A 24,797-nucleotide genomic window follows, 5' to 3' on the forward strand; every position below is an offset into this window, starting at 1 on the left:
AGGGTAAATGCGAATTTATTATTTTTTGATACGGAACTCATTGCAATCCTAAATTTGCAGCCATAAAAAAACTAGGACTCACTATTAAGAGCCCTAGTTATTTCATTGTTTTAATCTATGACGAACCTCTGTTAATAAATATAACGAGCCTGCTACAATGGTTCTCTGCTGTCTATGTGATTGTGCCTGTATAAAGGATGCATAGTCAAGCAAGGTTGTTTTCGATGTTGCATGAGAAAGTTTGACCATTTGATGTGCTGGCATTGCTCGTGAATTAGCAAAATCGACGAAGTAAAAGTCATCACTCACCTGCTCTAGAATTCCGAGAATCTGCTCAACATCTTTATCTGCTAGTATGCCAACGACAAATGTTATCTGCTCATTTGGATATTCACACTGAATCGTTTCTATTAATTTTTCAGCACTTGCAGGATTATGCGCACCATCCAATATAACGAAAGGCATTATTTCTTCAAAGCGTCCCAAAATAGAGGCCTTTTGCACAGCTTGACGAATAGCTGTTTGATCAATAGACACGTCTAATTCTGACGCCACTTCAAAAAATGCTGTAATGGCGAGAGCCATATTGTTTCCCTGATGTGTCCCCTTCATAGAACGATTCAGGTTCGCAATTTGGAACTGCTGTACGTCATTCATATAGCTTTCTCCATCAGTTGTTTGCTTAATGGCAAAATGCTGACCTAATGCAAATAGAGTGGCTTTTTTTCGAACGGCTGCTGCATCCACAACTCGCTTCGCCTCATCAGGCAAATCACCAATAATAACTGGACGTTGTTGTTTAATAATACCTGCTTTATGGTGTGCAATGCTTTCAAGCGTATCCCCTAAAAACTTTGTGTGCTCTAAAGCAATACTTGGGATAATAGAGACAATAGGTGTTACCACATTTGTACTATCCAATAAACCACCCATTCCCGCTTCAATCAGCGCAATATCCACCTGCCCATTGACAAAATGTAAAAATGCCACCACCGTCAGCAATTCAAAATCGGTTAGTTTGCCACTCAGCCCAGCATCATGCATCTGTTGGAAAACTTGATCCATTTCAGCCTCTGTTATAGGTTGACCAGCTATTTGAATTTGGTCATGAACATCAACGATACATGGTGACATAAATTTGCCCACGCGTAAGCCATGTTCTTGTGCAATTGCCTCTAGAAATGTTAACGTAGAGCCTTTGCCATTTGTGCCCGCTAAGTGGACAACACGCAAAGTTTGCTCAGGATTACCTAAATATGATAAAGCCTCTTCAATCGCTGTAAGACCTGGTTTAATGATATCCTCACTTTTAACCTGCCATTTCTCTTTATAATGATCAAAGTTTGGGATCATCGTCCTTCCTCCTGTAGCCACTGTCGAGCTTGTGCTATAAAATATAATGAGCCTGTAATGACAACAATATCCTCTTTTTGGCGTTCTTGTAATACTGTTTGAAGGCTTTTTAGCCATTCTATATGAACCGTTTTATTTGCATGAGTCGACAACATCGCTAAGCTTTCAGCAGGCATTGCATTCGGTAGATCTATTTGTGTAAAAGTGATCGAGGTGGCAACAGCATCCATTAGTTCTATACTGTTACCATGATCCTTATCTGCTAATGCCGCATAAATAAAGTGATAATTGTTTCTTGGATAGACATTTTTTAGTGTTTGGATCAGAGCAGCTGTACCCTCTGAATTATGAGCACCATCTAGCACAATTTGATTCGGCCATTGCTCAAAGCGGCCTGCCCATTGCGCACATTGTAGACCTTGACAAATAGAATCATCAGTAATGACAATTGCCCCCTGCTCACGTAATGTTAGTATGGCTGTGATTGCCAAACTTGCATTATTTATTTGATGTTGACCAGCCATTTTTAATGGTACATCCTTCATCAAGACAGGGTCCTTTTCATATGTAAAATGCTGATAGTCAGTACTTTGCCAACTATTTGTCACCATGAAGTCTTGACCTAAAACATAGCACGTCGCATGTCGTTCCTCTGCCGTGGCTTTAATGACAGCCAATGCCTCCTCATTATGAACACCTACAACAACTGGTATGCCTTCCTTGATGATGCCAGCTTTTTCAGCGGCAACCTTTGCGAAAGTGTCGCCTAAAAAGGCTGTATGCTCTAACGAGATCGTTGTAATAATAGCTAAAAGCGGTGTTACGACATTTGTCGCATCCAAACGCCCTCCAAGCCCTGTCTCAATAAGCGCTATATCTACACCTTCATGTGCAAAATACTGAAACATAATGAGTGTAACTACCTCAAAAAAGCTTGGAAATTCACCATTGTAGTGTTCTTCTATAATTTTCGCAAGTTTATTGAAATAGTAGAGAAATTGCTCATCCGAAATTTGGTGGCCGTTAATGGTCATACGTTCATTAACTCGCTCTAAATGTGGAGACGTAAATGCCCCTACAGTGTAGCCTGCATGTTGAAGCATTTCTCTTAATGCGTTCACCGTAGAACCTTTACCATTTGAACCTGCTACATGGATTACTCTTAGCTTGTTGTGAGGTTCATCTAAATGTCCTAGTACTTCCCGCATAAGGACAAGTGGCGCACGTTTATGATCAACTGCTTTTAATGTAAAAATAAATTTTGTACATTCGTTCATTGTGTTAAACAAAAGAAACACTCCTTCTTACTGCAATATCTTTATTTTAGTACAAGTAACGTTTAATAACATAGCAAAATGACAAAATACAAAAAACACGCAGCTAGCAACTGCGTGTTCGTATTAATATTATTTTAGTGTACTTTGTGAGCACCTAATAAAGCACCCATATTATTTAAAATGGTTTTTGCATCACTATTTAATAATGGATGAACATCTGGGCGTTGCACTAAGTCAAAAGCATTTTTTAACGTTCTTTTTAGCATCGATATATCAAAATCTGAGCAATATTCATTAATTTTTTGGATCGTTAATAAATCTGTTCGTGATAATTTAGTGCTATCCTGTTGGGGATTACTATTTGCTAATATGTGCTTAATCAGGACACGGCCACTTGTATTCAATAAACGATAATACTTTGCTTCGGATAATTTTAAGAGATTCGTTTCGATCAATACTCTCGCGCTTACAAAGTCTAATTCATCACATGCTTTGTTGACTTTTGTAATAATGGTTGCAATATTTCCTGACATTCTCAACACCTCCATTGGCTCTTATTTTCTTTACTAATAAAGACTGTCTATCTAAAAAACCATCTATTTAGATTTGGTTTTTCACGGCTAAATAACATGAAATTAGGTTTTGTTTCCTATTAGTTCAGCGCTGCACATCATCTATTAGACCAATTTATTTAAAATAATACTATATATTTTTTCCTAATTCAATGTATATCTTTAGCTCTACATAAAAAAAGCAATGGATGACTTTTTCGTCATCCATTGCTTCGTCTTTACATATTTTTTAATTCTTCTAAACGTTTTAACACAACTGCATGCTTGCTTTCGTAATCTGCTAATTTCTCACGTTCTGCGTTGACTAACGCTTCCGGTGCTTTCGATACAAACTTCTCATTCGATAATTTACCTGTAACAAGCTTTACTTCTTTTGCCCATTTCTCTAATTCTTTTTCAAGACGGGCAATTTCTTCCTCAAGATTGATCAGTCCAACAAGAGGCAGGAATACCTGTGCTCCTGTCACAACAGCAGTCATTGATTGTCCTGGGGCCTCTAAACCTTCACCAATTGTTAAAGTGTCAGGATTACAGAATTTTTCTAGATATGCTTGATTATCTTTAAGTACAGCTGCTGTTGCTGCATCTTTCGCTGAAATAAACAACGGTACTTTTTTGCTCATCGGTGTATTTACTTCCGCACGAATATTACGTACTGAACGTATAATATCCATTAGGAGCTTCATATTATCTGCTTCATCAGCAAAATGAAGATCTGTGCGTACTGTTGGCCATGCTGCCACTGTAATAGATTCACCTTCGTGTGGTAAGTGCTGCCAGATTTCTTCTGTAATGAAAGGCATAAATGGATGTAAAAGACGCATTGTTTGATCTAGTACGTAAGCTAAAATAGATCGAGTTGTCTTTTTAGCTGCTTCATCTTCACCGTAAAGTGGTAATTTTGCCATTTCAATATACCAAGAACAGAAATCATCCCAAATGAAATTGTATAATTCACGGCCAACTTCGCCGAATTCATAACGCTCTGCAAGAGAGGTTACACGTTCAATCGTTTCATTTAAGCGCGTTAAAATCCATTTGTCAGCTACAGATTTTTCACCAGTTAAATCGATCTCATCATATCTCATACCATCCATATTCATAAGCGCAAAACGTGATGCATTCCAAATCTTATTGGCAAAGTTCCATACTGCTTCAACTTTTTCAGTTGTATAGCGTAAATCTTGACCAGGTGATGAACCAGTAGCTAAGAAGTAGCGTAATGAATCTGCACCGTATTGTTCAATGACATCCATTGGATCAACACCATTGCCAAGTGATTTACTCATTTTACGCCCTTCACCATCACGTACTAAACCATGAATTAGCACATCTTTAAATGGACGTTGATCTGTAAACTCAAGGCCTTGGAAAATCATTCGAGAAACCCAGAAGAAAATAATATCATAGCCTGTTACTAATGTATTTGTTGGATAGTAACGTTTATATTCTTCATTTGCTTCATCTGGCCAACCCATAGTAGAAAACGGCCATAGTGCTGAAGAGAACCATGTATCTAGTACATCTTCATCTTGCGTCCAGTTTTCTGCATCTGCTGGGGCTTCTTTACCTACGTATATTTCGCCTGTTTCATTATGGTACCAGGCTGGGATTTGATGGCCCCACCATAATTGACGAGAAATACACCAATCGCGTATATTCTCCATCCAGCGGGAATATGTGTTTTCAAAACGAGCAGGAACAAAGTTTACTTTCCCTTCTTCGTCCTTTTGCAGCTCTAGGGAAGCATCAGCAAGTGGTTGCATTTTAACGAACCATTGTGCTGAAAGATATGGCTCAACAACAGCACCAGAACGTTCAGAGTGTCCTACTGAATGCATATGCTCTTCAATGCGAATTAACACACCTGCTTCTTGTAAATCAGCAACAATTTGCTTGCGGCATTCGAAGCGATCCATTCCTTTATATTTGCCAGCAAGATCATTCATTGTGCCGTCTTCATTCATTACTAGAATGCGCTCTAGATTATGACGATTACCAACTTCAAAGTCGTTCGGATCATGGGCTGGTGTCATTTTTACAACCCCAGTACCAAATTCCATATCAACGTACTCATCAGCAACAATTGGAATTTCGCGACCTACAATCGGTAAAATAACGTTTTTACCAATTAAGTGCTGATAACGCTCATCGTTCGGGTGAACAGCTACCCCAGAGTCACCAAGCATTGTTTCGGGACGTGTTGTAGCAACTTCTACATAGCCAGAGCCATCAGCTAATGGATATTTCATATGATAGAAGGCACCTTGCACATCCTGATAAATTACCTCGATATCAGATAATGCTGTTTTTGCTGCTGGGTCCCAGTTGATAATACGTTCACCACGATAAATTAAACCTTTTTCATATAACTGAACAAAAACTGTTTTTACGGCATCTGAAAGACCTTTGTCTAATGTGAAACGTTCACGTGTATAATCTAATCCAAGACCAAGCTTTGCCCATTGATCACGAATATGTCCAGCATACTCTTCTTTCCATTCCCATGTTTTTTCGAGGAATTTTTCACGTCCTAAATCATAACGTGTAATATTATCCTCACGCAGCTTGGCTTCTACTTTTGCCTGTGTTGCTATACCAGCATGGTCCATACCTGGCAACCATAGGGCATCATAGCCTTGCATGCGTTTCATACGAATGAGAATATCTTGTAATGTTGTATCCCAAGCATGACCAAGGTGTAATTTACCTGTTACGTTCGGTGGTGGAATAACGATTGAATAGGGCTTTTTCCCACTTTCAGGCTGTGCCTCGAAGAACTTCCCTTGTAACCACCATTCATAGCGACCAGCTTCAATGGACTGTGGGTCATATTTAGTTGGCATTGAAATGTTTTCTGTCATATTGACTCCTCCTATTGTTTGAAAACTGTTGGTAAAGAAATACTATTTATTTTTTACCCAATAAAAAAACTCCTCTCGTCTAAAAGGACGAAGGAGTTTTAGTTCGCGGTACCACCTTTAATTCCAGCAGGGTTAAGATAAATATTAAATAACATATTTTCTCAGCCTATTCTACTGGCTCTCAATTCGGTAACGGTGTTTAACCGGCTTTAACTACTATTATTTCACTAAAGCTGCTCAAGGGCTACCTTCAATTTCGTACAAATAGAAACTTCTCAGCTACCGTTTCCTCTCTGAAAATGTAGTCAAAATTTACTCTTCCCTATCATAGCATCTGTATTTGATTTTCCTTATTGTACCGCAGGATCGTGTCATTTTTCAAGTGATTTAGTCATCTTTTAGTAAGAGGAAAGTAAATAGAAAAGGAAGTGACAATTCAAATGCGACGACGCAAGTATAACCCTTGGCTTTTACCACCTTGGCTACGACAAGTTCGTTTTTATTGCAGAACCATCATCGTGCCGATTTGTGCTTTTCAGTTTATCCGTGTCATTATTGTGCCAACATCAGGTGATTTAGTCTTCTTATTACTCCTGCTACTTCTCTGCTATTTACTTTTGAAAGACATCATTTGAAACACGAACTTTAAGCGGTGTATATTCTTCTGTTAGATCCCAAATCATAGAAGGCACTTCATGCCAAGTACTGGATTCGCGTACAACAATATGGCTTGAGGATTCTCTTAATACAGCTTTTTGGTCAACTGTTGTAGAATTCTCTTGGCGTGAAGCTGCTGCTACTGCGGCAGGTTGTTTCACTTGAACACTTTCTTCAATTGCAGCCAATGTCTCCTCTTGTTCGAAAGCATGTGTTGATAGGTGCGGATTGTCTAACACATCTTTTTCAACAACAGGTTCATACTCATTGAAAGCGCTTGTGACTGTCCACTCAAGCTGACACATCTGATTTGTTAGACTAGGGCGAATATCCTTGACCATTAAATCTTTGACATCTGATTCTTTTGGTAAATCCACATGTAAAGGAACGGCATACTCAAAATAACCAGTATCTCCTTGAATATCAAGGGCATCAATTGTAATTAAATCTTCATTTTCCGCAAATGCTTGCATATCTTGAAAATCAAAGCGAACGTGTGCGGTGATATGATAGATGCCCATAAGTCGCAAAGAATCCTCTAACTGCATTGCCTGCCACTGTGGCTTAATTTGAACAGCTGCTATTTCAGTTGGGCAGCCATATCCAGGAAAACAAAATGTTTCGCGCATATTCCAAGTTTTGTGTTCGATAATAATCCCTCCCTTTGCATCATATGACGATTTGAAGGATAGTATGCTAGGATGTTGCCATTTGAACAGAGTTAAAAATAGATACTACTAAAAAAATGGCATGCTAGAAGTAATAGTCTAGCATGCCATTCCCATGGATGTTCGTATCATTAAACATTTACTAATTTAATTTTATTAGCTACACGATCAGTTAGCATTTGTGTTGCCTTTGGTACGATCGGTTTAAAAATCGGATTGAGAACAGGGCCAGCTAACCCGCCTGCAATGACTTCTAAGAATCCAGTCATTTTAGTATTTTCAGCGTCGATACTTTCTGCGAGGAAATAGCCATTTCCTGTGAAGTTATCAGAAAGCCCCTTTAATTCAAATGTAACTTTTGATGGTGCTATCCATTCTAAGATTGTAATTTCTACTTCAACTGTTTTTTTCAAAACGCCAACATTGCCTTTAAAAGTCCAAGTGGAGTGTTTCTCATCAATCATTTCATGTGCATTATAACCAGGGACAAGCTTTGCCCATTTTTCCATATCACTAACGAAATCCCATACATGTTCAATCCCTACGGGTACTTCGACCGTGTGTGTGCCTGTTGCCATATCAATTCACTACTTTCTTTTATGAATAGCTATATTATAAACGATATCGCCCACAATTTGGCTATGCTGAAAGATGTAATTTTGACAAAAGCAGGTCCTTCATCCAGTATAGTTGAGCGTACTTACTAGTAAATATATGCTATTGTTCCTTTTTACTCATGTATTCCTCAAGCACTATAATGCCTTCTGCTTAATCCATTAAAAAAGGTAATGTCAATGGGATATAAAGCAATTTTACAAAGCAAGGGTTTATTCCGTTCCGCTAGCATCCTTTCCAGGGGGGGGCGTTCGTGAGTGACAACACCTCTACATAAAATGAGTAGTGAACACTTTTACTTTATTTGAAAACCTTGCTATTAAGAATCATTTTTATGGGGTGAAGTGGAAGGTGCTTGAATCCCGTGGGATAGCTAAAGAGGTGAGCCACAGGAAAGCAAGTAGCCTACAACGGAAACCCTTTTCACCTTTCGCAAAAATTCTAGAGATGGTTTTGTTTTCAACAGCAGAAGAGCATGCTAGAAATAATTCTAGCATGCTCTATCAAATTTTATTGCGCTAATTGCGCAAATACTTTATGGAATGCTGCCACTGTTGTCGCAATGTGCTCTTCCGTGTGAGCTGTTGAGATGAATAGTCCCTCGAATTGAGAAGGAGGTAAGAAAATACCTTCCTCTGCCATTAGACGGAAATATTCAGCGAATAATTGTAAATCTGATGTTTTAGCAGAAGCAAAATCAATGACATCTTCATTCGTGAAGAAGAAGCCAATCATAGAGCCTGCACGATTAACAGTGTGCGGGATATTATACTTAGTTGCTGCTTCACGGAAACCAGCCTCAAGCTGATCCCCTAATTTTTTAAAGTAATCATACGTACCATGGTCTAAACGGGATAACGTTTCATAACCAGCTGTCATCGCTAACGGATTCCCCGATAATGTTCCTGCTTGATAAATTGGTCCAGCTGGTGCTACTTGCTCCATAATTTCTTTTTTCCCAGCGAATGCGCCTACAGGGAGGCCACCTCCGATGACTTTACCTAAAGTAGTCATATCAGGCGTTACCCCAAAATACCCTTGTGCACAGCCATAATCTACGCGGAAACCTGTCATGACTTCGTCAAAGATTAATAATGCACCGTGCTCTGAAGTAAGTGCACGCAAACCTTCTAGGAAACCTGGTTGTGGAGGTACAACACCCATATTTCCTGCTACTGGCTCCACAATTACTGCAGCTAACTCTGCGCCAAATTTCTCAAAAATCACTTTTGCCCCTTCTAAATCATTATAGGCAACTGTCAACGTATTGCGGGCGATATCTGCAGGTACGCCAGGGCTATCAGGTAGGCCTAATGTGGCAACACCAGAACCAGCTTTAATCAATAAGGAGTCACCGTGACCATGATAAGACCCTTCAAACTTTAAGATCTTATCACGTCCTGTCACACCACGTGCTACACGTAATGCAGACATAGTAGCCTCTGTTCCAGAAGAAACAAAGCGAATCATTTCCATTCCTGGTAAACGGTCTAATACTAATTGAGCTAAGCGATTTTCTGTATAGCTTGGAGCACCGAAGGAAGAACCCTTCGCAGCTGTATCTGCAATTGCTTTCACTACCTCTGGATGTGTATGTCCTAAAATTAACGGACCCCAAGACAATACATAATCAATATATTCATTGCCATCAATGTCTTTAATGATTGCCCCATGGCCAGATTCCATGAAAATCGGGTCCATATTTACTGATTTAAATGCACGTACTGGGCTACTTACACCGCCCGGCATTAATTGAACAGCTTCAGCATAGGCTTGTTTTGATTTTTCGTAAGAACGTGTCATTTATTTCTCCTCCAACCAACGTGCAACATCTTTTGCATGATACGTAATGATTAAATCAGAGCCTGCACGTTTCATGCCTAATAATGTTTCAAGCACAACTTTTTTCTCTTCAATCCAACCATTTATAGCAGCCGCTTTAATCATTGCATATTCACCTGAAACGTTATACGCAACAAGCGGTAATGGATAGTTATTTTTCATGTCTCGAATAATATCTAAATAGCTAAGGGCAGGCTTGACAATTAGGAAATCTGCGCCCTCTTCGATATCTGACTCTGCTTCACGGAATGCCTCTAGACGATTTGATGGATCCATTTGGTAGGATTTACGATCACCAAATTGCGGAGCACCATCTGCAGCATCACGGAAAGGTCCATAGTAACTGGATGCATATTTGACTGCATAGGACATAATCGGGATATGTTCAAAACCAGCTTCATCCAGACCAGCGCGAATTGCCGTTACAAAGCCATCCATCATATTTGATGGAGCAATGATATCAGCGCCAGCTTTTGCTTGTGATATTGCCGTGCGGGCTAAAACATCTAATGAAGGATCATTCAAAATTTGATCGCCCTCAATTAAGCCACAATGTCCATGATCCGTAAATTCACATAAGCATGTATCCGCGATGACTAACAACTCAGGATGACGTGTTTTAATGAGTCGAGTCGCTTCTTGCACAATGCCATGATCATGAAATGCACCTGTTCCAACCGCATCCTTTTCAGCTGGCAAGCCAAATAAAATAACTGCAGGAATACCTAATGCTACAACCTCATCCACCTCTGCCTCTAGTTTATCTAATGAAAATTGAAAAACGCCAGGCATTGAATGTACTTCATTTTTAATATTTTCGCCTTCTATTACAAAAATAGGATAGATCAGGTCCTCTTTATGTAAGTATGTTTCTTTTACCATTGATCTCATCGTTGCATTGGCACGCAAACGACGGTGTCTTTGAAATTGTAGTTTTGTCATGATTTGTCCCCTACTTTCATAATTTCTTCGATGACTGCTTGCATTGTATAAACGCTTGGCATAATATCCACAGTAGCACCGTATTGTTCAAGAGCTGCTTCCGTAATATGGCCGATGGCTGCAATGTGAGCTGCTTCCCAGCCAATATGTGGCACAACTTCCATTGCATACACGTCAACTGCTGAAGGACTAGCAAAAATCACTGTAACATTTTGATATTGCTGGATGCAACTGACAATAACAGATGTTTGATCATGTCGTTCTATCGTTTCATAGACTGTCCATTCTTTTAATTCAAAAGGCAATCCATCCTTCAGCGTACTTTTCGCCTTTTCTCCTCGAATAAACAGACATTTCGGTTGATCACCCGCTACACTCGGAAATTCTTTAACGAAAGTATCAGCACTAAATATGGAAGGCATAAAGCTCACTTGAAATCCTAGATTTTCTAATGCTGTTGTTGTTTTAGTTCCAATGGAAGCTATTTTTCCTTTGAAATGACTTGCATTAAATTGATGTCGAAGCATTTTACTAGCAAAAGCTTCTACAGCATTTTGACTAGTAAAAATCAACCAATCGTATTGCTTAGCGTGGTTCAATAGTTCAGGATCCTTGCTATCTAATCGTTCACAAGTTTCAATTAATGGGGCTACGATGGCATGTCCACCTAAAGCTGTTATATTTTCGACAATGGTTGTTGTCTTAGATGTGCCTGTTAAAAGTATGGTTTTACCCTTTAGAGGTAAATTACTGGGCATCTTGCTCTGCCTTTACACGCTGAATTAAATCGAAAGCTCCTTGTTTTGTTAAACTAGCAGCTAGCTCTTCTCCAATTTTTTGTGCATCTGTGCCAACTACTGTTTCCTTATATACAACAGATGCATCTGGAGCAGCAACAAGGCCTGTTAATGTAATTTCTTCCCCATTTGAAGTGGCATAACCAGCAATCGGAACTTGACAACCACCATCCATTGCAGCTAAAAATGCACGTTCTGCATGTGCTTCTTGCCAAGTGAATGAATCAGTCAACTTACCTAATTCGGCTAAAAGCTCCGCATCATCGGCACGACATTCAATGCCAAGAGAGCCTTGCGCTACAGCTGGTAGACATTGTTCGACAGGTAAAAGCTCAGTGACTACATCATCACTCCACCCAAGGCGTTTCAAACCAGCCGCTGCTAAAATAATGGCATCATATTCTTCTGTTTCAAGCTTAGCTAAGCGTGTATCAACATTTCCACGAATCCATTTAATTTCGATATCAGGACGTACTGTTAAAAGCTGAGCACTACGACGTAAAGAACTTGTCCCAACGACTGCTCCCGCAGGAAGGTCAGCAAATTTAACATGCCCTTTCGAAATAAATGCATCACGAGCATCTTCACGTGGTGGAATACAACCAATCACTAGCCCATCTGGCAATACAGCAGGCATATCTTTCATAGAATGAACAGCAAAGTCAATTTCTTTATCGTAAAGGGCTTGTTCAATTTCTTTTACAAACAACCCTTTCCCACCTACTTTTGAAAGCTGTACATCTAAAATTTGGTCACCTTTTGTTACAATCTCTTTTACTTCAAATTCGAATGGTGCACCAGCCGCTTTTAATTCATTAATGAACCAATTTGTTTGCGTTAGCGCTAATTTACTTCTCCTAGAACCTACAATAATTTTTCTCAACAGTCTCCAACCTTTCTTCTAATACCATAAATGGAATCGCGATAAACTACTACCTAAGAAGAAGTTTACAACAACTAATAGATAGGCATAAATATGTACCCATGCATAAGTTGTACCTGTCAGCTTGCTTTTGCGATTCACATATAGGATAAAACAATACAAAATTAAAATAATGAAGGACCCTATGATTTTCGCATCGAAAATCGAAAGACTCTCTAATGTTAATAGTGCCCATTCAAACCCTAATATTAAACTTATAAATAACATCGGAATTCCAATGAAAAATGAAATATTCATCCAGCTGCTTGTCTGCTGCAAGGAAGGCAATCTAGTCCATAAATGCGACCACTTTTTCTTTTTCAGCAATCGATATAGAACGAGATACAAAATGGCAAACACAAATGTTAATGTAAACGCTGCATAAGACAATATTGCAAATGATATATGAATAAAAAGCATCTCTGAAATTAAAGTATCCCCGACAGCTCCTGTAGGACGTTTCGGCATAAAAGTAAATATACTAGCGAATAAAAATCCTAGTATATTAATAATAAACACAGGTAAATCCACCCTTGCTATGCAATGAAGGATAATGGATAACGTCACGAGTAACCAGGAATAAAAAAGTATTCCCTCAGACAAGGATAAAATCGGAAAACGCTTCGTTTCCACAAACGTTAAAATGATAATGGCACTTTGAATCATCCATACAAATGAAACAAGCCAAAAAGCAATGCGTCTTGCACGTACTTGCTTATAAAAATAATCAGTAAAGTAAAAAACTAGACTGATCGCATACAAGACGATCATCACTTCATAGAGCCTCGTCATGGTCAAATCAGCCAATAGACATCCCTTCTTTGTCGTGAAATTAATAAACTATTTTAGCATAGAAAACAAAAAAACGTTTTCGTATCCTTAGTTTACCATACAGATACGAAAACGCCTCATGTAATATCAGTAGAAAATCCAATTGCGCGTAACACCCATGTACAATCACAGCTTTCTACGTGAGCGCAATAGATAATTTAGAAAGAGTACTTTGGTTCAGCAGAAGTCTGAGAAACCTGTGCGCGTTCTTTGCGCTCAAGCTCTTGCTTTGTCATCTCATGAACTTCAGCTTCCACAGCATCCTCTATACCAAAAATTTGTTGGAATAAACGTAACTGTTCATTTGCTTTTGGAGAATTAGCCATTTCTTTAGCTTGCAAGATTGGCTCTTTTAACAATTGATTGATAATAGATTTTGTATGTTTGCTTAAAATTTTACGTTCACGTTCCGTTAAATCTGGCATTTTATTTTCGATACTTGTCATAGTCTCTTGTTGAATACGATTTGCTTTTTTACGTAATGCTGAGATGACTGGCACTACCCCAAGAGTAGCTACCCAGTCTTTAAATTGCACAACTTCTTCGCCAATCATATTAGTAATATCAGCAGCAGCACGTTCACGCTCTGCTAAGTTCGCTTCGACAATACCTTGTAAATCATCAATATCATATAGGAATACATTTGGTAGGTCGCCAACTCGTGGGTCAATATCACGAGGAACCGCTATATCTACCATGAATAATGGTTTTCCTTTACGTAAACGTTCCACAAATTGCATTAGCTCGTAATCAATAACATAATCAGTAGCACCTGTTGAAGTAATTAAAATATCCGCTTCTAACAAAGAACATTGTAATTCCTTCATTGATTTAGCTTCACCATGGAATTTAGCTGCTAAGCTTTCTGCTTTTTCAAATGTACGGTTAATGACAGTAACTTTCCCTACCCCACTACCGTAAAGGTTCTCAATTGCAAGTTCCCCCATTTTTCCTGCACCTAAAATAGCTACATGCTTGCGTTGTAAAGAGCCAAAAATTTTCTTTGCTAATTCTACGGCCGCATAGGAAACGGATACCGCATTCTCACCAATCGCTGTTTCATTATGAGCACGCTTTGCAAATGTTACTGCTTGTTTAAATAGCTGATTGTATACCGTTCCTGTTGTGCCAATCTCTTGTCCACTTAAAAAGCTTTTTTTTACTTGCCCTAAAATTTGCGTTTCACCTAGAACCATTGAATCGATTCCAGCTGTCACTTTAAATAAATGTTCGACTGCCTCATCTTCTTCACGAATCGTTAAATACGAAGAAAATGTCTCCACAGGCAAATCAAACCAGTTGGCTAAAAATTGTTTCACAAAATGACGTCCAGTATGCAATTGATCCACAACAGCATATATTTCTGTACGATTACATGTCGAAACAATTACGTTCTCTAATATACTTTTTTGCTTTTGCAGCGCTTCCATTGCTTGTGGCAGTTCACTCTCAATGAATGATAACTTCTCACGTATTTCAACAGGCGCTGTTTTATAATTCAAGCCTACTACGATGGTATGCATGAATAACACCTCACACGTTCTAATTCACAAATCTCATTATAGCACAGTTCGACAAGAGTTCATCAATAATTTGTGAACATGTCATGAAGAACTGCATTTCGTCATCTACATTAGAATTATTATAAACTAAGTGTAACAAATTATACGTGTTGTTTCAAATTAAAAAACTGCCCCCATTATCGGAGGCAGTTTTCTCATTAATTTGTTATTGTAACAGTCTTTATTGCAATCATATTTCCATCTTTATCGTATGCTATAAACTCAATCTCATCATTGACTTTAAAGTCCTGCATAGTTTGAACAGTTTTTGTTAACATATACACTTGATCACTACGCTTTTGCAAATCAAACTGGACATCTCCACTGATTGAATTAAAACGTACATTCATCTTCGCAACGTTTTGACAGTTACCATCAACTCGAGCACTCATTGTAATATAACCTTTTCGTAGCGAAACACTTGTCTCTTCAAATAAATCTTCTGGGTTGATACAGCTTGAAGCTTGCGTTTTACATAAAATTGTATCAATTAACTTCTGGAAGACTTGATGCAATTGCAAATTATCAATTGCATGGAAGTACGTTCCGCCCGTTTCTGAAGATAATTGCATTAAAGTAGCGTCATTTACTTGTGATTTTTTGCCCATACTTACTGTGTATACTTTGACACCTTGCTTTTTCGCTTCATTTATAACTTTTGTCATTTTTGATTTACTCGTTTTACCATCAGATACAACGACAATAGCTTTGGATGTTTTCGAATCGTTCGAGAATTTTGTTAAAGCAATATCGATGCCTGCAAAAATATCGGTTGCACCCTTATCTTTCGATGCTTTATAAAGATCTTTTTTCAACACATTTTCTGTTGTACCTTCTCCAAGTACTGTCGCTTTTGTATTGGTTTCAATGACTATGTTATTTTTAGCCTTTAATTGATTGATTAGTTCAATCATTTTCTTCCCACGATAATTTGTTGGATCAACAGCCTTCATGGAAGAAGAATAATCCACTACATAGGCAATTTCTGTTGCTAAAGAACAAGAGTTTTTACTGAAGTATGGATTCGTAAAAATATCTTTCGTCACTGTTTTATCTTTTAAACCCTTCAAGGACGTTGCATAGCGAGGGTCTATTGGATTGACAAGTCTTGCTTCCACTTTAGATTTGCCATATATAACTGAATCAAAGTAGGCTACAGCAGTACCTGGATTCCCTGTGTTATTTAATGGATCAGAAGTGTTCGTAATGAATGAAGCTGTTTTTTCTACTCCGTCATACTTAATTTTGACTGTTCCTTGATAATCTGTAATAGGCTCTCCACCAGGACGCACTAAAGTCACCATTACTTTTGTATAACGATCTTTTCCTGAAGGTCTTGATGCAGCATCCGCACTTTCCTTTAGGGCCTCTACTCGTTTTTTAAACGCCTCTACTTGTCCAAGTAATTTTCCGCCTTGGTATTTTAATAATACCGTGCGGTCATAGTTACTTAAGTTAGTGAAGATCGAATAAATCTTCATAACACTGTCATAATGTTCTAATGTTAAATCTTTTTCGTCTGGCATTTCTTTCATAAGCTGAATAATGGCGCCTACTGGATTAATGTTTTCTACCTGTGAGGCAATATCATCATCAATGCCCTGAACGCGATAAATAGGACGACCATCGTCAGCAATTAAATACATTATTTCCGTTTTAGCTGGCGTTGTAACAGAGTTCTCAAAACGTGTCTTTAAAAGTTCCTCAAATAAGTGAACAGAAATATCATAGTTTTCAAATTGAAGAATAGCATTTTCATAACCTAATGCCGGATATTTAGGATCAGATCCACCGTAACGCAAATAGATGTTTTGCACATTCCCTAAAACGTCCTTCACATTTGTTTGCTGCCCAATACTAAATAATTTTTTATCTGAATTAGAATCTAGAGGAACTGGGCTATAAACATCAATTAAATTTTGCGTAAAGAACTCTGGAATATCTTCACTTTTTGGAAATTCAGGAATCACGCTCCCATTATCATCTGTATTTGCTGGGTCGTATACTTGGTAATCAATACGCAATTCAGGCTGTGGTGCATAACGCACTTCTGCGTTTAGTTTCTCTCCAACTAGACACTTCATTGCTGGGTCCGTATTATTAATCAGCTCAAAAGTTATTGTATCACGTACTGATTTAGTTAATTTTGGTGCTACCACTATAGCAGATACCGTTGAACCATCCGATTGGACAATGTCAACTGCTTCACCTGCAGTATCAACAATATTTCCGTAGGATGCCTTCACGCGGAATGAATAAGATTTATCATCAGCGATAGGATCACCATTACAAGCCTTTAAAGACACTGTAACTAGTGTGGTATCTACATTATTTGCAATTAAATCCGGTTTTTCCACCACGATACTCTGCAATGCATTATTAACATTATTTGGTCCAGTAAAATCATTTGAATTATCCTTTGGCTCTTCAAAATCAGCACTACTAGATCCCATAAAACCAGGTGGTAACGTAATGCTATCATTATCACGACCAGCTGGACTACGTTTTAATCCTTGTACTGCGAAAGTGCTATTTTGAACAGCACGATAGAAAAATACAGCAACATCACCCCGTGTTAGTTTTGTGGATGGATTAAAGCTAGCGAATGTGTTTTTGCCTGTAGAGCTTGTAGATAAATCATTTGAATATAAATATTGAACTGCCTGTGGCTCATCTAAATCCAAGCCTTTAAAAGCCGCGTAAATTTGGGCAAATTGGCCACGTGTTACAGCTTTTGTTCGATTCGTATTTACATGTGTACCATTAAATGGTAAATAAAAATCACTGTAGAAATTATAAGCAACACTATCAATATAAGATAAAGCATAGTTACGATCTAGTTTGGCAAACATCAGAACAAGATCGCGATCTGTCACTTGATCATTTGGTAAAAAGTTACTTGCACTATTTAAGGACATCAGGTCATTATCGACCGCCCATGAAATAGCTTTATAATTATTGCTATTTGTTGGAACATCTCTAATTGTTGTAGCTGCTTGCGTAACAGTAGGTGTAGCTGTCATCAGTAGAAGCATGAAGCAAAGCATAGCAAGCAATGCTTTTTTTACATATGTCATTTTTGTTCCATCCTTTCTTTAGTTAAAGAACAATATGTCATCACGATAGTTTTGTTTTAAGTCATCCTCTAAATATTTCAAGAATCGTTCTAAAACAACTGACGCCTCTGCACGCGTTAGCGGTTTATTTGGATTAAAACGACCAGCAGCATCACCAATCATTAAGCCAAGTTCATTCGCTATATAGATGCCATCTCTCGCATAATTTGGAATCTGTTTGTCATCTGTAAATTTAGTTAAGTAACCAGGATCAGGTGCTCTATTTTCAAGTCCTAAGGCACGGACAAAGATAGTTGCAGCCTGTGCGCGATTAATAGCATTATCTGGCTTAAAGTAGTCAGCTGATACACCTTTGATTATCCCTTTATTTAACGCTGATTCAATATAACCGTAATCTTTGATAGAACGCTTCAAGTCTTTAAAAACACTTGTAGTAGGTGTCTTTTTTGATTTCTTTTCTTCAAACACACGTAAATCAACCGCTTTACCAATAGCCGTCGTAAAATCAATACGTTTCATTGGTGTATTAGGAGAAAAGAAGTTACTTGAATCTGAGTAAATACCTAGAGAATAAAGTTTTTCAATTGCTTCTTTCGCATAATGGGTTGTTAAATCTCTGAATTTAGGAATGATAAGACGTTCAATTGTCGGCATGTACTCTGTATCTAAATCAAGTGTACCTTTTTGTCCTGAAGATAGGTCGTATGTATATTCAGAAATAACATCCTTTTCACTTACGACTGCATATCCACCTTCAAAACTCCCTAAGCTACCGAGATTTTCCTCATAATTTAAAACACGTGATTTACTTGTAGATAAACGATTTTTCACATGACTTGTTTTACCATCACTATAAGAATAAACAGATTCCGTGATTTGAGTTTCTGTCGCACCCCAGAAGTTCTCATAGCCTGCATGTCGACTATCTGTTTCAATTGTTACTGTGTTTTGAACAGCATTTTTTCCTTTTCCTGTTTCAAAAGCATAGGTTTTTCTAGAAATAATATTTCCTGAGTAATAATCAGAGGCTGCACGATTATCAGTAACTGTTCCTTGTGAAAATTGATAATCGACTAAGGAATAAGTAATGGCGCCAATTGTGATTTTTTCAGTGTATTTCTTCACTTCACCATTGGATGTTTTTTGACCAAGAACTGCATAATCCACTACATCTGATTCATAGGCAATATTTCTTGTCAATGTTGCGCCATTGCTTGCTGTTAACTTCATGCTATACGTTTCAGTTAATTTACCTTTTGATTCTTTTTGAGCAATTTTAATATCTTTACTTGTCCCTTTAAAAATAACAGGTGTCCCTGAAAGGAACACAGCTTCTTCATATGTATATTCGTTTTTTACAGCACCTGTTGTTTCTAATGAAGCGGCTGATGCATTGAATGGAATAGTTGTTCCAATCAAAAAGACAGCAAGGACTAGAAACATTATTTTAGATAATTTTTTTTGCATTCGCTTTTCCTCTCTTTCACTGTGCATTTGCGTGCATAATGAAGCTTGTTTCTAATATAACTAAAAAATCTGCTCGTCTTGCGAATATATACACAATTTAGCCTATTCGAAGTAACTTCTTCATCTTTCGATTATGAAACATATTCGCATGGGACTCGCAGATTTTTTAGTTTAATATTTATACTAATCTACCAAAATAAAATGAGCTTTAACAAATCGATCTGATAATACAACTAAACGATCAGATGGCTGTAAGTCAGAAGCTTGAATCACCTTACCTGCTTTAATCAGTGTCGCTTGGTCAATATTCATATTAACCATTTCACCCGCTTCATACCAACGACCATTTTGCCATTGACTAACACTCTTGACATTAATGACTGCAGGATACGTAGATTTTACAGACTGTAGTTTCCCTGCAAGCATTAGAGGGGCAACAGGTTTAGCCTTGTCTAAAATATGAAGAGCTTGTACATGGCCTTCCTTCACATAGAAATAACCATAGTCTCCCTCAGATAAGTAAAGTTCAATATCTGGCATGACACTATATGTTTTATTGCCGTCATCTACCATAGCTTTCGTTGTATTACTAACTGACAGTACAGTACGATCTGCTTTCTTGAAAACATTTGATTCAATCTTCATCGCATCGTCAATTTCAATTACATATCCATCTGCTTGAGATAAGCGTCCATAATATAATTCATGACCTGCAAGATTAGGTGACATGAAGCTATCACTTGTAACTTGTATTACTTGGGCATAGTGATCACGAGTAGCACCATCAGCCACGACAAAAGCAGTACCATATGCCATAAGACCAGTAGGTTCAATTAATCGTCCATTTCGAATTAAAATAGTTCCATTATGGAAATACATTGTTCCTGCTGTTTTCAGTTTTAATAGTTGATAATCTGTATCAACAGACAGCATTGGTTCGTAATATGTTCTTTCATTATTTTTTAATACGACAATTTTCTCGATTACTTCCTTACCAAATTGTTTAACGGTCGCATAGTATGCTTCGCTACCTATATAATTTTTCAGCTGACCTTTCTCGACTTTCGTATTCCCAACATAGATTGGTACTTTGGATGTAAAAGGCATAGTTGAAAGATCATTTGTTGTTTGAGAGCCAAATTGCCAGTTTACAAAGGCATGCTGATTTTTCACGGTAAGCTTGTTGGCATTAGGATTGACCGCTTGTATCTCGCCTTTATATAAGTTTTCAACGAGCGTACCTGTTTCACTGATAGCTACCTTTGATATGATTGAGGAAGTTTTATTTTTGAAACTTAATTTAACTCGATCCCCAACGTATAATGCACTAATATCTGTTGCAGAAGAACCTTTTTGATAATTGGTTTCTTTGTTTAAATAGTATGTCGTTTCTGCGCCAACATCTGGTTTTACCATGATAAATAAACCATTTGGATCAATACTCGTGACGACACCAGCAGTTGTTTTACCGTTACTGCTTCCTGTTGATGGTACATTTGTTTCTGTTGGTGTATGAGAGGTACCGCGAAGTTCAACAACACTTCTAAGAGAAATTTCAGCCTCGACTTCCATCCCCATCTTAAAACCCTCAATCGTTGTAGACGTATTATTAATATATAATCTAGTATTTTTATTAATATTAAACGTTACTGTTCGTCCACGATCATTTTCCAATGTAATTTTACTAAGTTGCTTTTCTATCGTACCATCAGGCTTCGTATATTCTGAAAACGTTACATCAACAAATGTCCCTGTCACTAGTTGGGCTGCTTTAGCAGATTGATTAAAGGAAAAACCAACTATCATCAGTAACGTAATCATCAGTATGTATAAATATTTTTTCAAAAAACCTGCCTCCTTACTAATTATTAGTATATCGTATTATTGGTAGTTTTTCTTATTCGAAAAGTTACATTTTAGGCCTTCTTGAATTTATTTCTAAAAACAAAAGTTGAGGTAGCTTTTAGCATCAAGCTACCTTGCCTACTTCATACTTGAATATCAATTGTATGTCCGGCTGTTGGATGTGGAGCATCTAACATTTCAACTAACTGTTCTGTATTTTGCTGTTGCATTTCCATTGCCTGTTTCGTAACAGCTAAAGATACATTTTGCATAAGTGTTGCTTGGTTCATTGCCATCGATAAAGCTGCGATATCCATCTAGTCCACCTCCTATCTAATTTATCGGACAAATAGTTTCATCATCAAGTATTTTCCCTAATTTTCTACACCACTCGATTGAAAATACAAAAACATCTATTGTCCTAACGGTTTAGATACAATAGATGTTTTTTATTACATTTTATTTTCGATTGTTTTCCAAGCTTCCTCAAAGCCAAGACCCGTTTCTGATGAGAAGACAATAAGTGAATCACTTTTTTCCATCTCCAGTGTCTCTTTGACAATTTTCTTATGTTTATCCCACTTACCTTTTGGAATTTTATCTGCCTTTGTTGCGATGACAATGCAAGGAATATTGTAATGCTTTAAAAAATCATACATCATACGATCATCAGCTGTCGGAGGATGTCGCAAATCTATAATTTGTACGACTGCTTTTAACTCCTGGCGTCCTGTAAAATAGCGCTCGATCATTTTTCCCCATGCCTCACGCTCTGTTTTAGAAACCTTTGCATAACCATACCCTGGAACATCTACAAAAAATAGCTGTTCTTCAATCTTATAAAAGTTAAGGGTTTGTGTTTTACCAGGCTTAGATGAAATACGTGCTAAAGCTTTACGTCCGATCATTCGATTTATGAAGGAAGACTTTCCTACATTGGAACGACCTGCTAATGCAAATTCTGGCAGTCCATCTTCTGGATATTGGTCTGGTCGTACCGCACTAATGACCATTTCGACATTATGGACTTTCATTTTTTTAAAAACCTCCGTCCAGCGCATAGGCTAAAACTTCATCAGCCGATGTCACTAGTTTAAATGTTAGTTGCTCACGTACACTATCAGGAATATCCTCTATATCGCGTTCATTATCCTTTGGACAAATGATTGTCGTTAATCCTGCACGGTGAGCGCTTAATGTTTTTTCTTTTAAGCCGCCGATTGGCAATACACGGCCACGCAAGGTAATCTCACCTGTCATACCTACCTCGCGGCGAATCGGGCGATGTAAAATAGCCGAAACGATAGCTGTTGCCATTGTAATACCAGCTGAAGGTCCATCTTTAGGTACTGCACCCTCTGGCACATGGATATGAATATCATGTGTATCAAAAAATTCAGCATCCACATTAAGGTGTTCCATCTTCGTACGAACATAGGATAAGGCTGTTTGAGCAGATTCCTTCATTACCTCACCAAGCTTACCAGTTAGTTGTAACTTCCCTTTACCTGGTGTTAAAGAAACTTCAATTTGTAATGTATCTCCACCAACTGTTGTATAAGCAAGTCCAGTAGCGACACCCACTTGATTTTCCTTTTCAGCCTGTCCATAGCGGAAACGATGTTTACCAAGTAAATCTTGTAATGATTTTGAGCTAACCGTTACGCGTTTTTTCTCACCAGATACAATTACTTTGGCAATTTTACGGCAAAGCGTAGCAATTTGTCGTTCTAAACCGCGAACTCCTGCTTCCCGAGTATAATAACGTATAATATCAGTGACTGCTTCATCTTTGATTACCACTTGCGTTTTTTTCAAGCCATGCTCTTTAAGCTGCTTTGGTATAAGATGATTTTTTGTAATTTGAGCTTTCTCGATTTCAGTATAGCCTGCAATTGATATTACTTCCATACGATCTAATAATGGTCCTGGGATGCTACTTAAATCATTGGCAGTTGCAATAAATAACACATTAGATAGATCATATGGTTCCTCAATATAATGATCACTAAATGTATTATTTTGTGCAGGGTCTAAAACTTCAAGCATTGCTGCTGCAGGGTCACCTCTAAAATCATTCGACATTTTATCGATTTCATCTAATAAAAATACTGGATTAATGGTACCTGCTTTTTTCATTCCTTGAATAATACGTCCTGGCATTGCACCAACATACGTACGTCGATGTCCGCGAATTTCCGATTCATCTCGAACACCACCTAAAGAAATACGAATAAATTTTCGATCTAAACTTTCGGCAATGGAGCGAGCTAATGATGTTTTACCAACACCTGGAGGCCCTGCTAAGCATAAAATAGGTCCTCGCAGTGAATTTTTCAGCTGACGTACTGCTAAATATTCTAGAACACGTTCTTTGACTTTTTCTAATCCATCATGATCTCGGTTTAAAATATTTTCAGCATGGGCAATATTCATGCGATCCTCTGTAGCATTTGTCCACGGTAATGAAATAAGCCAATCAATATAATTGCGAATAACACCGCTCTCAGCACTAGCTCCAGGTATTTTTTCATAGCGATCTAATTCTTTCAGTGCTGCTTCCTTTGTTGTTTCTGGCATACCAGCTTCGTCGATACGCTTCCGTAATTCTGCAACTTCTCCAGTTTTCCCTTCGCGATCTCCCAGCTCCGTTTGGATAGCTTTCATTTGCTCACGTAAATAATATTCCTTTTGCGTACGCTCCATTGACTGCTTTACTTTGGAATTAATCTTCTTTTCTAGATCCAATACTTCCTGTTCATCATGCAAGCGAATAATTAAATGATCTAGTCGTTTTTTAACGCTTAGCATTTCCAATACTTCTTGCTTGTCGGCAATTTTAAACGGCAAATGAGAAGCAATAATATCAGCTAAACGGCCAGGCTCTTCAATATCCGTTACAGTATTGATCGTCTCAGTTGTAATTTTATTGGAGGATTTTGCATATTTTTCAAAATACGTCAACAATGTCCGCATCAATGCTTGTGTTTCTACATCTTTTTCCGTTGACTCCTCTTTAATTTCAATATCGACAACCGTATACTTTTCTAACGCACGATAGTTTTTCCACGTTGCACGAGCAACTCCTTCTACAAGGATACGTAACGTGCCATTTGGTAATTTAAGCATTTGTTTGACATAAGCAATTGTACCAACTGAATACAAATCTTGCTCTTCAGGTTGTTCATCGTGCATTTCTTTTTGCGTTACCAATAAAATCATTTGGTCCTCTAACATTGCCTGCTCAAGCGCCGCTACAGAACGATTTCTACCCACATCAATATGTAACACCATCGATGGGAATACTAAAAGTCCACGCAAAGGCAATAATGGTACATTTGTTGTTTTTTGTATTGTCACCATGCGGGCATTCACCTCCGTCAAAATTTTCATGTTAACATCCCGCGCTACTAGTATGTGTTTAAAAAGTTGATTCACACTAGATATTGAAGCGAGCCAAAAATTTCTTCAAGTTACAGCTGGCTTTATGTAGGAATGAATAAAAA

Annotated in this window: 19 protein-coding genes and 1 other annotated feature; of the genes, 1 reads left to right on the top strand and 18 read right to left on the bottom strand. The window is 37.9% G+C overall.

Annotated features, from left to right (window positions below):
- Nucleotides 1-102: 102 nt before the first annotated feature.
- The 4 genes from B3D98_RS21170 to B3D98_RS21185 form a co-directional block, all read right to left on the bottom strand.
- Nucleotides 103-1,353, bottom strand: coding sequence for a bifunctional folylpolyglutamate synthase/dihydrofolate synthase (locus B3D98_RS21170; RefSeq protein WP_115674147.1), 1,251 nt, complete (start codon nucleotides 1,351-1,353; stop codon nucleotides 103-105).
- Nucleotides 1,350-2,630 carry a bifunctional folylpolyglutamate synthase/dihydrofolate synthase gene (locus B3D98_RS21175; protein WP_208644739.1) on the bottom strand — a complete coding sequence of 427 codons (1,281 nt, stop codon included), beginning with the start codon at nucleotides 2,628-2,630 and terminating at the stop codon, nucleotides 1,350-1,352. Before B3D98_RS21175 ends, B3D98_RS21170 begins: the two co-directional genes overlap by 4 nt.
- Nucleotides 2,631-2,764: 134 nt before the next feature.
- A complete protein-coding gene (locus B3D98_RS21180; protein ID WP_048395144.1) occupies nucleotides 2,765-3,163 on the bottom strand; it encodes a hypothetical protein in 399 nt (132 codons plus the stop codon).
- Nucleotides 3,164-3,420: 257 nt separating this feature from the next.
- Nucleotides 3,421-6,066 carry a valine--tRNA ligase gene (locus tag B3D98_RS21185; RefSeq protein WP_259419347.1) on the bottom strand — a complete coding sequence of 882 codons (2,646 nt, stop codon included), beginning with the start codon at nucleotides 6,064-6,066 and terminating at the stop codon, nucleotides 3,421-3,423.
- Nucleotides 6,067-6,146: 80 nt separating this feature from the next.
- Nucleotides 6,147-6,404 (bottom strand) — a binding site (T-box leader).
- Between the two features lie 102 nt (nucleotides 6,405-6,506).
- Between B3D98_RS21185 and B3D98_RS21190 the strand changes: the two genes are divergently transcribed.
- Nucleotides 6,507-6,701, top strand: coding sequence for a hypothetical protein (locus B3D98_RS21190; protein WP_036124009.1), 195 nt, complete (start codon nucleotides 6,507-6,509; stop codon nucleotides 6,699-6,701).
- Here B3D98_RS21190 and B3D98_RS21195 read toward each other — a convergent pair.
- The 14 genes from B3D98_RS21195 to lon form a co-directional block, all read right to left on the bottom strand.
- The gene (locus tag B3D98_RS21195; protein WP_175400699.1) at nucleotides 6,678-7,352 is read right to left on the bottom strand and encodes a valyl-tRNA synthetase; all 675 of its coding nucleotides are present in this window, start codon (nucleotides 7,350-7,352) and stop codon (nucleotides 6,678-6,680) included. The two genes, B3D98_RS21190 and B3D98_RS21195, sit on opposite strands and share 24 nt — an antisense overlap.
- Nucleotides 7,353-7,522: 170 nt before the next feature.
- Entirely contained in the window at nucleotides 7,523-7,969 is a 447-nt protein-coding gene (locus tag B3D98_RS21200; RefSeq protein WP_048395138.1) for a CoxG family protein, read from the bottom strand.
- 547 nt (nucleotides 7,970-8,516) lie between these two features.
- Entirely contained in the window at nucleotides 8,517-9,809 is a 1,293-nt protein-coding gene (hemL, locus tag B3D98_RS21205) for a glutamate-1-semialdehyde 2,1-aminomutase (RefSeq protein WP_054550021.1), read from the bottom strand.
- The gene (gene hemB / locus B3D98_RS21210; protein WP_054550020.1) at nucleotides 9,810-10,790 is read right to left on the bottom strand and encodes a porphobilinogen synthase; all 981 of its coding nucleotides are present in this window, start codon (nucleotides 10,788-10,790) and stop codon (nucleotides 9,810-9,812) included.
- Nucleotides 10,787-11,548: a uroporphyrinogen-III synthase gene (locus B3D98_RS21215; protein WP_288585936.1), complete on the bottom strand. Its 762-nt coding sequence runs from the start codon at nucleotides 11,546-11,548 to the stop codon at nucleotides 10,787-10,789. The genes hemB and B3D98_RS21215 overlap by 4 nt, the downstream gene beginning before the upstream one ends.
- Nucleotides 11,538-12,470: a hydroxymethylbilane synthase gene (hemC, locus tag B3D98_RS21220; RefSeq protein ID WP_131520471.1), complete on the bottom strand. Its 933-nt coding sequence runs from the start codon at nucleotides 12,468-12,470 to the stop codon at nucleotides 11,538-11,540. Before hemC ends, B3D98_RS21215 begins: the two co-directional genes overlap by 11 nt.
- Nucleotides 12,471-12,488: 18 nt before the next feature.
- A complete protein-coding gene (locus B3D98_RS21225; RefSeq protein WP_004226624.1) occupies nucleotides 12,489-13,316 on the bottom strand; it encodes a cytochrome C assembly family protein in 828 nt (275 codons plus the stop codon).
- A gap of 182 nt (nucleotides 13,317-13,498) precedes the next feature.
- A complete protein-coding gene (hemA, locus tag B3D98_RS21230) occupies nucleotides 13,499-14,863 on the bottom strand; it encodes a glutamyl-tRNA reductase (RefSeq protein WP_288585941.1) in 1,365 nt (454 codons plus the stop codon).
- A 197-nt stretch (nucleotides 14,864-15,060) separates the two neighbouring features.
- Nucleotides 15,061-17,979: a vWA domain-containing protein gene (locus tag B3D98_RS21235; protein ID WP_115674151.1), complete on the bottom strand. Its 2,919-nt coding sequence runs from the start codon at nucleotides 17,977-17,979 to the stop codon at nucleotides 15,061-15,063.
- An 18-nt stretch (nucleotides 17,980-17,997) separates the two neighbouring features.
- The gene (locus B3D98_RS21240) at nucleotides 17,998-19,446 is read right to left on the bottom strand and encodes an S-layer homology domain-containing protein (RefSeq protein WP_004226619.1); all 1,449 of its coding nucleotides are present in this window, start codon (nucleotides 19,444-19,446) and stop codon (nucleotides 17,998-18,000) included.
- A gap of 183 nt (nucleotides 19,447-19,629) precedes the next feature.
- Nucleotides 19,630-21,291, bottom strand: a complete 1,662-nt coding sequence (locus B3D98_RS21245; protein ID WP_066036515.1) for a hypothetical protein — start codon at nucleotides 21,289-21,291, stop codon at nucleotides 19,630-19,632.
- Between the two features lie 143 nt (nucleotides 21,292-21,434).
- Complete coding sequence (locus B3D98_RS21250; RefSeq protein WP_081011007.1) at nucleotides 21,435-21,608, bottom strand: YjfB family protein; 174 nt, start codon at nucleotides 21,606-21,608, stop codon at nucleotides 21,435-21,437.
- Between the two features lie 135 nt (nucleotides 21,609-21,743).
- Entirely contained in the window at nucleotides 21,744-22,325 is a 582-nt protein-coding gene (gene yihA, locus B3D98_RS21255) for a ribosome biogenesis GTP-binding protein YihA/YsxC (protein WP_048395121.1), read from the bottom strand.
- Nucleotides 22,326-22,329: 4 nt separating this feature from the next.
- Nucleotides 22,330-24,654: an endopeptidase La gene (gene lon / locus B3D98_RS21260; RefSeq protein ID WP_048395119.1), complete on the bottom strand. Its 2,325-nt coding sequence runs from the start codon at nucleotides 24,652-24,654 to the stop codon at nucleotides 22,330-22,332.
- Nucleotides 24,655-24,797 lie beyond the last annotated feature (143 nt).

The sequence above is a fragment of the Lysinibacillus sp. UBA5994 genome, from assembly GCF_002429725.1.
In the GTDB taxonomy this organism is placed as follows: domain Bacteria; phylum Bacillota; class Bacilli; order Bacillales_A; family Planococcaceae; genus Lysinibacillus; species Lysinibacillus capsici.